Annotated in this window: 6 protein-coding genes; 2 read left to right on the top strand and 4 right to left on the bottom strand. The window is 53.8% G+C overall.

The window, feature by feature from the left end:
• Positions 1-415: 415 nt before the first annotated feature.
• Positions 416-3,592, top strand: coding sequence for a TonB-dependent receptor domain-containing protein (locus ACFCXQ_RS07255; protein ID WP_379554479.1), 3,177 nt, complete (start codon positions 416-418; stop codon positions 3,590-3,592).
• A gap of 453 nt (positions 3,593-4,045) precedes the next feature.
• Here the strand turns inward: ACFCXQ_RS07255 and ACFCXQ_RS07250 are convergent, their stop codons facing one another.
• Positions 4,046-5,059: a hypothetical protein gene (locus ACFCXQ_RS07250; RefSeq protein WP_379554477.1), complete on the bottom strand. Its 1,014-nt coding sequence runs from the start codon at positions 5,057-5,059 to the stop codon at positions 4,046-4,048.
• A gap of 41 nt (positions 5,060-5,100) precedes the next feature.
• A complete protein-coding gene (locus ACFCXQ_RS07245; protein WP_379554475.1) occupies positions 5,101-5,607 on the bottom strand; it encodes a hypothetical protein in 507 nt (168 codons plus the stop codon).
• A 630-nt stretch (positions 5,608-6,237) separates the two neighbouring features.
• On the opposite strand from ACFCXQ_RS07245, the gene ACFCXQ_RS07240 reads away from it, so the two are divergent.
• Positions 6,238-9,303: a TonB-dependent receptor domain-containing protein gene (locus tag ACFCXQ_RS07240; protein ID WP_379554473.1), complete on the top strand. Its 3,066-nt coding sequence runs from the start codon at positions 6,238-6,240 to the stop codon at positions 9,301-9,303.
• 126 nt (positions 9,304-9,429) lie between these two features.
• Here ACFCXQ_RS07240 and ACFCXQ_RS07235 read toward each other — a convergent pair whose 3' ends face one another.
• A complete protein-coding gene (locus ACFCXQ_RS07235; RefSeq protein ID WP_379554472.1) occupies positions 9,430-9,984 on the bottom strand; it encodes a hypothetical protein in 555 nt (184 codons plus the stop codon).
• 96 nt (positions 9,985-10,080) lie between these two features.
• Positions 10,081-12,660, bottom strand: coding sequence for an ATP-dependent chaperone ClpB (clpB, locus tag ACFCXQ_RS07230; RefSeq protein ID WP_379554470.1), 2,580 nt, complete (start codon positions 12,658-12,660; stop codon positions 10,081-10,083).
• Positions 12,661-12,709: the final 49 nt, after the last annotated feature.

Raw genomic sequence — 12,709 nt, 5'->3', positions numbered from 1 at the left:
TGCCGCTTCCGTAAACGTCAAGAAAATCGGATAAACTTAACCGTGACGAATAGCACCCTACCGCAAACCACCATTTTATCAGACGGATTGCGTGTGCAGTGACGGGGTCAGTCTCCTCACTGGACAACGCTTACGGCGATAAGAACCGACTGTTGCAAGAGCGCTACACAGCATTTGGTAATTTCTCACAAGATCATACCGCGCCTTCACATGGGCCGCCGCCTGAGCCAATGACGCTAATAGGGATTGGGTCGGCCTATGTTGTATGATTTGTGATTGGTCATTTATCGTACAATTTCAGGTTTCAACCTTAATCTTGGTTACTGAAGGTTAATGCGTTTTTTGCATGCCTTGACCATAATTTGAGGGAGCAATTTTAGCTAGTCTAAATTGCAACGAATGGGGTTATATCCATATGAAAAAGTTAACAAATTTAAAGCTCAGTACGGCTTCGGTAGCGATCGGCATTTGCCTTGCTTCGACACCTGCTTTCGCACAAGCTGAAGCATCGGCAGAAGCGCCTGACGCGGAAGCGGTGAACCCAGAAGACGCGATCGTTGTTACTGGTTCGCGCATCACCAACCCAAATCTGGACCTTTCGAGCCCAGTTGGTGTGGTCACATCGGAAGAGCTGGAACTTCGCCAGACGAATGTGGCCGAACAATTCCTTCGTGAGCTCCCTTCTGCGGTTCCAAGCATCGGTTCAGCCGTGAACAACGGGAATGGTGGTTCTTCGTTTGTTAACCTTCGCGGTATCGGCTCCCAGCGTAACCTCGTATTGCTCGACGGTCGCCGCTTTGTTCCTGCCGATACGACAGGTCGTGTCGACCTTAACTCGATCCCACTTGCTGTGATTGAGCGCACCGACATTTTGACTGGTGGTGCTACAACTACCTATGGTGCTGACGCGGTTTCTGGCGTTGTTAACTTCGTTACCAAGCGTGATTTCGCAGGTTTGGAAGCGAACTTCACCTCGACCATTGCTGAAGAAGGCGATGCTGAGGGCTATCGCGCTGAATTGACCCTTGGTTCAAACTTTGATGATGGTCGCGGTAACGCTGTCCTGAGCCTCGGCTACCAAGATCAGGGCGATGTACTTCAGGGTGCTCGCTTCACTGGCGAAAACAACGTGAGCTCGTTCTCTGGTAACCCAGGCGGTTCATCTAACGCTGTTCCAGCGAACATCGTTTTCAACTCGCTGATTGATCCGGCCTCAATCTGTGATCAAACTCTCTTCCCAGATGAGGCCACCTGTCCCGTTCTCTCCGGAACACTCTTCCGCGACGGTACAGTTGACGCTGACGGCAACCTAGTTCGTTCGACTTTCAACGGTCTTGGGTTCACCAGTGGCGTTGCAGCCCAGATCAATGACGGCGGAACGGACATCATTTCAAATGATCCAACCAACTTCCTTGATAACGGTGAATTCAACCCAACGCCGTTTAACTTTAACCCGTTCAACTACTACCAGCTGCCCTTCGAACGCTTCAACTTGTTCGGATCAGCGCGGTACGAAGTATCTGACGCAGTTGAAGTGTACTCACAGGCTGCTTTCTCGAAGCAAACTGTTAAAACACAGATCGCGCCTGGTGGTTCATTCTTCAACACCTACACGCTCAACCTGAACAACCCACTGATCCCTGATGCAATCGCAGAACGTATCGGTGCGGGCCTTGGCCTTGTAGGTGCTGACTTCGACGCGGCACGTAACACTCAATTTGGTGCTACACTTGCAGACGGTTCGGCTAACCCAGACTATGTCGAATTTGCCAGCCAGGTTCGTCGTCGTTCAATCGAAGCTGGTACACGTAACTCAGAGTTCACCTCCACGCTGTTCAACTTTGTTGTCGGTGCGCGCGGTGGTATCACTGATAACATCGAATGGGATGTGTCTGGCACATATGGCGAATCAGAGCGGATCCAGCGCCAAAGCGGCTTTGCCCGCTTCGCGCGTCTGCAAAATGCCCTGATCGCTGTTCCTGATGGCGCTGGCGGTGCGGCTTGCGCAGCTTCTGCGACAGCTGGCGCAACAGCCGAAGCTGGCTGTGTCCCAATCAACTTGTTTGGTCCAGCTGGAACGCTGACGCCGGAGCAAGTGGCGTACACATTCCAACTGACGCAGCAAGTTATCACTGGCACGTCAATCGCGACTGTGAACGGTACGATTTCTGGTGATCTGGATACTGGTATCCTGGCTTCACCAGTCAGCTTCGCTGTTGGTGGTGAGTATCGCGAGTTCACAGCAACCCGTCAGTCTGATGAAGCTTCACAGACCCCAGGCGCGGTTGTTGGTGGCGGCGGTGCCGCTCCAGACATTAACGGTAGCTACGACGTAGCTGACGTCTTTGGTGAACTGTTCATCCCTGTCTTTGAGGGTGTGCCTTTCGCAGAGAGTCTGACAGTTGAGTTGGGTGCTCGTTATTCCGACTACTCAACGGCTGGTACAGAGTTCACATGGAAAGCTGGTGGTGCCTGGGAACCAATCATTGGTCTCAAATTCCGCGGTAACTATCAGCGGTCATCACGTGCACCGAACATTGGTGAGCTGTTCACACCGGTAACAACCGGTCTGAGCAACCTTCAAACTGACCCTTGTCAGGGCGCTCTTCCAGTAGGAAACGCTGCGCTGACTGCAGTCTGTGTTGCGCAGGGCGCTCCTGCTACCAGCATCGGCGGCATTCTGCCTCCACCCGCCGGTCAGATTAACGTGACGACTGGTGGTAATTTGGATCTCGGAACAGAAACAGCGAAGACTTGGACTGTTGGCTTCATTGCTCAGCCGGACTTCCTTCCTGGATTTTCGTTCTCAGTCGACTACTTCAACATTGAAGTGACAGACGCGATCACCACTCCTGCAGTGGGCGATATCATTGGTGGTTGTTTCAACAACATCACCGCTGCTAGCGCAACCGATCCAAACTGTACTGACCTGATCCAGCGTAGTGCAACTACAGGTGCTCTCGCAGGTGCTCCAAACGAAGTGCCTGGATTGATCCTACAACTTTCGAACCTGGGCCTGATCCAGACAGATGGTATCGACGTTAGCGCAAATTATGCGACTGACCTCACCGATACAATCGGTCTGTCACTCTCGTTTGACGGTACGTGGACCAACGAGAATATCTTCAACACGAACCCTGCTAACCCAGACTCAATCAATCGCGATTGTGTCGGCTTCTTCAGCGTGAACTGCGGCTCAATTCAACCTGAGTTCACATTCAGCCAACGGACTACAGTGTCATTTGACGATGAGTTCCGTCTGTCACTGCGCTGGAGATATTTGAGCGGTGTTGAGCAGGAGCCAGATGATATCCTCAATGGCAACGGCCCGGCCTTCCAAGGCAACTCACCACTCTTTGGCGATGTAGACTTCCAGAACATTCCTGCTGAAAGCTACTTCTCTCTGACTGGTCAGTGGGACGTGAGTGAGAACGTCTTGTTCACTGTGACTATCGATAATCTACTCGATAACGCACCAACCGTTGTCGGTAACAACATCGGTTCAACAGCGTTCAACAGCGGCAACACCTATCCATCGACTTATGATGCGATCGGTCGTCGCTATAGCGCGAGCGTCAAGTTTAACTTCTGATCTCAGATCGGGAATTAGATGAACGAAGGGCGGGATTTTTCCCGCCCTTTTTTCATGTCTTGAACTATGTTAGAAAGCCTCCATCCAAGGGGGAGATATCAACGCAATGAAATCAAGAATCGCCTGTTTCGCCGCATCAACCGCCCTTGGCGTTTTCTCGCTAGGGTCAGCGAGCGTTGCTCTCGCTGATGAAACCAAAGAAGCCGCCGCCGAGGTGGCTACGAAGAAAGGCAAAGAAGAGAAAATCACTGATCGGAACCACCCAGACTACGTAAAGTGTCGGTCGGAACGTGTCATGGGCTCTCTAGCTCAACGTAAGCGAACTTGCATGACCAATCGCGAATGGAAAATGGTCCAGACCGAAGGTAACAAGCGTGCGAATGACTTTGTTGACGATATGCGCGCGACTTCGCTTCCAAATTAACTGAATAAAATCGCGTTTGAGCCTCGAGCTTAGACCAGCAGTGCCCCAGGCAGACTAAGACTAAGCCCCTGACTTTGCGCAACTGCTTGGGTCCATTGAGCAACCATGTCAATTTCCTCGCCGTGAATCTCGGCCATGTCCGCCTGTTCTTGATCACGTTTGCCAGAATCAAACTCAACGGAGCTATCTTTTGAGTGTGTAGTGAACGCAGGCCCATTCATCATCTGGATGAATTGGTCGTTTGGTACCCGCAATTGAAAGTGAGTGACGAGCTGCCGCATCACTCCAGATTGGTCAGCAAGCAAGCTGACACTGTCGAGTGTTCTTATCCTACTTTCGCCAAAACGAGATTGGAGATGGGTGAACAAGGCATGTTGCGAAAGCCAACCGATCGCGGCGACTTGCAAATCGGTGAGCTCAAGCAAGTTTTGACCTTCAAACCCGCCGATCAGCATGCCATCTTCGATCGTGGAAATTATCACCTGTCGGACCCACCGACGCCCCCACATTCCCTTCTTGGCGATCGACTTCAAATAGGAATCTATGGGTGCATACAGAAGCAAGGCTCTCGTATCGGGCCGTAGTTCCAAAATCAGTTCTGCTAGGGGGTTAGCAATGTTAGAAGGCTTGACGACATTGGTTTCACCATTTTGGAAGGTCCGACCAAGTAAGGTGAGGGAGACGTCGAGTGCTTTGCGAAACTCATCACCGTTCAATCCACGCCGAGATGCGCCGAGAAGATCGTTGAGTATCTGAGGCTCCTTAAGCCCCATTGCGATCCCGGGGAGGTCCAATGCCCGTGCGATCATCGTTGAACAACAATAAGCTGAATGAAACACGAAATGCACCGGAGCCGGCTGCTCGGGCAGTCTCTGCTCGATGGCATCCATCGCGCAATTCGTTACTGGCAGATTAGATGGAAGATGTTCGTCGGTAATAAACGTGCAATCAGCATGAAGCCGGCGTGGCACATGAATGAAATTAAGTGATTTTGTCGATAAATCAAAGCGATGAGGCCAGTTCGCAGCGTCTTCCAGCATCACTAGCCAACTTCCGTACTATAAACCATCGGAGCAATAAGCCTCTACTTTATGCGCTTAACTGCAACAAAACCTTTCTTGCCTTCCACGCGTAGGCGGTAGCCGCCAAATCTCGCCTCACTAATCGTGACTTCCTGGCTTTCCTTCGGATTCCGCTTCATCCGGGAAATCGTGGTCTCTTGCCAAATTTGGCCATTCTTCAAAATGAAAAGGCGCTTTGTAGAACGACGATCAGTGTAGATTTCCAGTACGGTTGAGGAGATTTGCCCGGGCTCTCCCGTCTGCAACTCACCGCTTTGCCCATCCGCTAGAGCAGGATTTTGAGCCGACCTCTTCGACTCTTTCGCTAACCTCTGCGATTCCGACAAACCGAAATCTTCAACTGTTTGAACTCGCTTCCGCTCGACCTCGGCCTCCGACGCAGCCTGCGCTCCCACTGCGACGGCATCGTAACACGCCAATCGGGCAGCGTCTTCCTTGACAGCTGCGCAGGCCTCTAAGCTTTCAACAAGGCCGCTAGGAGATTGCGCGAAGAGCGGCGCCGCATACACTGCCAATCCTATTGCCGTAGCATAACAAGAAAGTGCTTTGGGTCGTGCCAAGGTAGAAGCTCCCGCAAATTGAGACCAAAACTGAACGAAATTCCACCCTTGCTCAAGTGATGCTCACGCAAATCTTGTGCGAAACCCAATATCGGGAGACCTCGTCAATGCTACTCAAGATATATATCCTGCAAACGCCAAGATCGAAAATTCGCTTATCTGGCGCGCGCCCAACCTTCAGGCGTCTTTGACAACTTTGTTCGTATCCTCTTCGACGCTCGAGCTCACCTTGCGCTAGCATCTTGAGTCATTGGTGTGGGAAAGGCTTCAGGTAATAGGCCCCTATAGGTGCGCTGGCGGCACGGATTGCAAGGTTGGTCAAAATACTAATCTCACCAGTTGCACGCTCGCTAAACGCAATATTGGGCCCACAAGTCATGCCGGACCTGCTGATAATGTTGCAATTTCGCTACACAACTACTTTCAATTGAAACCGTACTGCCTTGAGCATTGCGATACAGGTTGCATGTCCGCATTCTACTCCACTGCGTCGAGTCTCTTGCCGGACCGACGCACAGTCGTAAAATCTACGCTCCGAATTTGGGGCTAGACCAAACAAAGTCGTTGGGGACATTTGATATGAAATTAACTGCGAACGCGGGCGCCTCGGCTCGCTTCAAGCTGCTTGCCAGCTCCGGCATGGCTGCGATTGCACTTGCTGCATCGCCTGCTCTTGCTCAAGATGCTGCGACGGCAGAGGACACCGATACAGAGTCCGCTGTTGAAGGCCCGGTAATCACCGTGACAGGTTCTCGCATCTTGAGGCCTGAGGTTGAAGGTGCAGCACCGCTTATCGCGAGCATTGACGCCGCCACAATCGAGCAGCGCCAATTCAACAATGTTTCTGAAGTACTGAACGAAATTCCAGGCTTTGGTCTTTCTGTTTCGTCGAACGGAGGTCAGGCTGGCTTCTCTGTTGGCCAAAACTTTGCCAACCTGTTTGGTCTCGGCTCTCAGCGTACTTTGACACTCGTCAATGGTCGCCGGTTCGTATCATCGAACACAGCGTCGAACTTTGGCGGCGCCGCTTCCGGCCTGCAGGTTGATCTGAACGTTATTCCGGTCTCGCTTATCGAAGGCGTCGATGTTCTGACTGCACGTGGCGCGACCATTTACGGCTCAGACGCCGTGGCTGGCACCGTAAACCTTCGCCTTCGGGATGACTTTGAGGGAGTGGAAACAAGCGCTCGATACGGCATCTTCGAAGAAGGTGATGGCGAAACACTCAACGCATCTGTTACTGTGGGCGGCAACTTCGCGGAAGACCGCGGTAACATTGCTGTTAACTTCGAGTACACGGATTCACAGGGCATTTTATCGACAGCACGTGACCGGACAGCAGCGCAGCTCTTCCGTTCGGGTGATAACCTGCTTGTAGGGCGGCGCATCTCCGCGCTGACACGTGGCGGTATCCCTACACAGGGCTTCACTTTCGGTAGCGCTTTGCCAGCATTTGGCGCTGGCTTCACCGGCCCTGGTGGCGGGATCGTCCAATTTGCTTCAAACGGTGATTTGGTCCCGTTTGATCTTGGTGCGACCTCTGGCGCAGTTAACTCTGAGGGCGGCGACGGTCTCAATCTTGCCGAAACCGCTCAAATTGCTTCGGAACTTGAGCGCCTAACGCTATTTGCAACTGCGCATTATGATATCACCGACAATGTCCGCTTCTTTATGGAAGCGAACTATGCTGACACGAATGCTGCAGAACTTGCCAACCAGCCAGTTTTCCAATCACAGCTTTTCGGCGGTGATTCTGGCAGCCTTGGCATTTTGCTCAGCAATCCATTCCTCAATGATCAAGCGCGCGGCGTGCTTCTCTCGCCGGGGAACTTGGCTGATGCGGCAGGGGTTCAAGTACTTAACTTCGACACAGATGGCGATGGCGTCGATGACGACACGCAATTCTCTCTGCAGCGGGCAAGCTTGGACTTGCTTGGTGGTAGGAACCCTAACTTTGGCCAATTGGACCTTTTCCGCTCGGTTTTCGGTCTCGAAGGCGACCTGGAACTTGGTGGCCGCGATTACCAGTGGCAGGTCTCTTACAATTACGGTCGCTCGCAAGCGGTCTCTACAAGCACGTCTCTGGTGCAGGAGAACTTCATCAACGCGGTTGATGCGGTTACCGACGCTGATGGCAACATCGTTTGCCGTGTGACGCGCGACGGAGCAGCTGCGGCATCAACATCTGCAAACGTCGCGAACACGCCGGAAGCCGTTAACGCGGTCTCAGGCTGTGTGCCGCTCAATCTGTTTGGTGACGGTGCCCCCTCTGCGGAAGCAATCGATTTTGTCACAACTGGCGTGACATCAGAATCGCAGAACACCCAGCGGATCTTCAACGCGAACGTCGGTGGTTCGCCATTCGACATTTTCAGCAACCCAGTGTCATTCAACATTGGTTATGAGAACCGTCGTGAGCGCGCACGCTTCACCCCTGATGGCTTCCTACAAGAAGGTCTTGGCCGTTCGGTCGCGATTGCTGAAGTCGTTGGTGCGTTTGAAACGAATGAGTTCTTCGGCGAGCTGTTCGTACCCGTCATCCAACCTGAGAATGACTCATTCTTCTACCGTTTGGAATTCGATGGATCGATCCGCTTTATCGATAACAGCCTGGCTGGATCCGGCACTGCCTGGACAGTTGGCGGCGTATTCGCTCCAATCGAAGACGTGTCATTCCGCGGCAGTTACACCGAATCTGTGCGCGCGCCAGCGATCACAGAGTTGTTCTTGCCAGCGGTCAGCGTTTTCTCCTTTGCGGATGACCCATGTGACGCTGACACTGTAAACGATGGTCCAGATCCGGCGACACGTGCAGCGAACTGTGCATCGATCGGGATTGACACCTCAACGTTCCAGTCGACCATTGAAGATGCATCTCAAGAGATCACTAGCGCGGGTAACCCGAACTTGGTCAACGAGACGTCACAGGCATGGACGGCCGGTGTAATCATCCAGCCGCGGTTCATTCCGAACTTCAGCCTCGCTGTTGACTGGATTGATGTTGAGCTGACAAACGCGATTGAGACGCTTGACCTCACGGACATTCTGGCAAGTTGCTTCGATAGTCCGAATTTCCCGAACGCGCCGACGTGTAATCAATTTACACGCGACGGCACTGGGCAAATTACTGGAGCGCTGACTGGCGATTCGAACGTGGGTGCGGTGAACTTCGCCGGTCTCCAAGCGACGCTTCGGTATAATTTCGATGTGTCGGACTTGTTTGGCGGCGAATCTGATCTTGGTAATCTGGGTCTTGTGGCTCGTTACTTCTATCAGGACGAATCGAACGAAACGGTTGTTGACTCCTTCACCGACTTTAACGGTGAAGTTGCTGACTTCCGTCACGAGGCTAACGCCACGCTGACATATCGTATCGATGGTTCGACCTTCTCGGTGAACGGCGTGTACTTCTCGTCATCTGTCTTCGACAATGATGAAGCGCAAGTCGATCCGTTTGACGTGCTGAGCGACTACCTGCTGATCAACACGACGTTCAGCCAGGAAATCAACGACAACTTCACGTTCCGACTGACTGTTGACAACCTCTTCAACGAAGAGGCGCCGTTCCCATCAGCTGCGACGAATACCTTCAACTCAGGTATCCTTGGCCGCCGCTATACGGCAGGTATTTCAGCTCGTTTCTAAGCGATCTGACAACATCTAATTGAAGAAGGGCGGGAGCAATCCCGCCCTTTTTTGTTTGCTTGGTCGAAAATTAGTGGAGCAAGGTTGCGATCACATGATCAATTCCAAGCCCCTTCTCGACTAAAGCTACTCAACGCGGCGCATGCGCAAAGCAGGATTGCTGCCAATCTTAAGGATGAAGCTGCCAAGGCTTGCGCGCCTTACGATCACTTTCTGGCCTTCTCGCGGTGCCCTTACCAACTTGCGACTATCTGTCTGTTCCCAAACTGAACCGTTGGCTAGCCGCACGCGCCACTTACCCCGGCCGAACTGCCGCGCAGAGGCGATCGCGGATGCAACCTCTTTTACCTCATCCTCCTCGTCATCTTTGCTCGATCCAAAGAGGGGAATGTCACTCACACGAAAACCGAAGAGCCCTTTTCGTGCTTCACGAACGTCTTCTCTGTCCGCGATAATCACGTCATTATTCGCCTCAGCCTGAGCCAGCGCATCGACTCTCGCATCATAGCATTGCGCACGCTCGGCAATCTCTTCGATGGCTCGACATGCGAGCAGATCATCAAAAAGAGCGGGACGCCCCGTTTCGTCCTGTGCCGCCGACTGGCCGGTTGCTGGAACAGCGAACAGTGCAGCCGTGCTCACGAACAAAGGAGCACCGACTGCGATAAGTCTATTTCTCATATTGTCGATCTCCGCCTTGGACTCGGTACATGTGACGTCATTACCGTAGCTTGCCCACCAACCTAACTATGCGGAGGTCTACCTGTCCACTAACCGCTAACTGACCACCATGCTAAGCGCGCCATCGCCCTCGTCAATCCGCACGGTTGAACCGTCAGGCACATCGCCCGAGAGGATCATATCTGCCAGCGGGTCTTGTACATAGCGCTGCACCGCCCGTTTAAGCGGCCTTGCGCCGTACACCGGGTCATAGCCAACTCGCCCGAGCCAACGCAGCGCTCCGTCGGTTAAGTCTAGCGTGATCTTCCGATCGGTCAGCAGCTTCTGCACGCGATTGACCTGAATTTTCACGATCGGTGCCATATGCTCCATTGCTAAGCGGTGGAACAGGATGATCTCGTCTAGGCGGTTGAGGAATTCGGGACGGAAATGTCCGCGCACCACATCCATCACCTGCGGCTCGACATCAGCGACCTTCTGATCGTCTTCCATATTGGCGAGGAACTGACTGCCGAGGTTTGAGGTCAAAATGATCAGCGTGTTGCTGAAATCGACCACGCGGCCCTGCCCATCAGTTAAGCGGCCATCATCAAGCACTTGGAGCAGCACGTTGAACACATCGTTATGCGCTTTCTCAACCTCATCGAACAACACCACTTGATAGGGCCGACGCCGTACCGCCTCGGTCAACACCCCGCCCTCTTCATAGCCGACATAGCCGGGAGGCGCGCCGATTAGCCGGGCAACCGCATGTTTCTCCATAAATTCGCTCATGTCGATGCGGACCATTGCTTGGTCGTCATCAAACAAGAACCCGGCGAGCGCCTTGGTAAGCTCGGTTTTACCGACACCAGTGGGCCCGAGGAACAGGAATGAACCAAGCGGACGCCCCGGGTCTTGCAAGCCGGCCCGCGCACGGCGCACGGCTTTGGATACCGCGACAATCGCATCGGATTGGCCGATCACGCGCTTGCCGATAATCTCTTCCATCTGGAGCAGCTTCTCGCGCTCGCCTTCGAGCATCTTGTCAATCGGAATGCCCGTCCAACGCGAAACCACGCTGGCAATGTCATCCTCAGTCACTTCCTCACGCAGAAGCGCATTCTCCGTCTGACCAGCGGCCTCGTCGAGCTTCTTTTCAAGCTCTGGGATTGTGCCGTAGGAAAGCTCACCTGCCTTGGCGAGATTGCCTTCCCGCTCGGCCTGCTCAAGCTCGATACGCGCGGCGTCCAGCTCTTCCTTAATGCGACTTTCCGCGTGGATCTTGTCACGTTCATTCTGCCAACGCGTGGTCAGCTCACTGCTCTCCTGCTCCAGCTCGGACAGCTCTTTGCGCAGAGTTTCGAGGCGGTCCTTGGACGCAGCGTCGCTCTCTTTGCCAAGCGCCTGTTCCTCAATCTTGAGCTGAATGATCCGGCGATCCAGCGCCTCGATCTCTTCTGGCTTGCTCTCTACTTCCATACGAATGCGGCTCGCGGCCTCATCCATCAGATCGATGGCTTTGTCGGGCAGAAAGCGGTTCTGGATATAGCGGTTGGAAAGCTGCGCGGAGGCGACAATCGCGCTGTCCGTGATACGCACACCGTGGTGCAGCTCGTATTTGTCTTTGATGCCGCGCAAGATGCTGATCGTGTCCTCAACGCTCGGCTCTTCGATATATACCGATTGGAAGCGCCGCTGAAGCGCGGGGTCTTTCTCGACATATTTCTGATATTCATCAAGTGTGGTCGCGCCAATGCAATGCAGCTCTCCGCGTGAAAGCGCTGGCTTGAGCAAGTTTGAGGCATCCATGCTGCCCTCGCTCGCGCCCGCCCCGATCAGCGTATGCATCTCATCAATGAACAGAATGATCTGCCCATCCGCACCCTTCACCTCGTCGAGAACGGATTTAAGCCGTTCCTCAAATTCGCCGCGATATTTCGCGCCTGCAATTAGCGCGCCCATATCGAGCGACATCAGAGTGCGCCCTTTGAGGCTATCGGGTACATCGCCATTGGCTATTCGCAAGGCAAGCCCTTCCGCAATCGCGGTTTTACCTGTGCCGGGCTCGCCTATCAGAGCAGGATTATTCTTGGTGCGCCGAGCCAAAATCTGGACCGTCCGGCGGATCTCCTCATCGCGGCCAATGACCGGATCAAGCTTCCCGTCGCGCGCCGCCTGCGTCAGATCGCGGGCGTATTTCTCCATCGCGTCATAGCTTTCTTCCGCGCTGGCGCTGTCCGCATTGCGCCCCCCTGTCACGTCTTGGATGGCCACCTCAAGGCTCTTCACATCGACGCCCGCCGCGCTGAGGGCCTTTCCCGCATCGGTGTCGCTCGCAAGCGCCATCGCTTGCAATAACCGCTGAACAGGTACGAAACTGTCGCCGGCTTTTTCGGCCACTTGCTGCGCGCTGTCGAGCAGGCGCACGGCATTGTTATCGAGGCCCGGCGTTTGCTGCGCTCCGCCGCCGCTCACCGCAGGGATCTTGGCTAGCGCAGTATCGATCTCATCCACCGCCAATTTGGCATTGCCGCCAGCCTTTTGAATAAGCCCGCTGGCCATGCCTTCATTGTCTTCAAGCAGCGCCTTTAGAAGGTGCGCGGGGCCAATCCGCTGGTGGTTCATGCGGATGGCAATCGTCTGAGCGGCTTGCAAAAAACCCTTGGCGCGGTCGGTGAATTTTTCGAGATCCATCAAGCGTCCTCTATCTGATTTCTGGCGCGGGGCGATGCCGCGCCGAGGT

The sequence above is a fragment of the Qipengyuania rhodophyticola genome (assembly GCF_042493225.1).
Classification (GTDB): Bacteria; Pseudomonadota; Alphaproteobacteria; order Sphingomonadales; family Sphingomonadaceae; genus Erythrobacter.
Note: the sequence above shows the minus strand (reverse complement) of the source record. Positions and strands in the feature narration are given on the sequence as shown.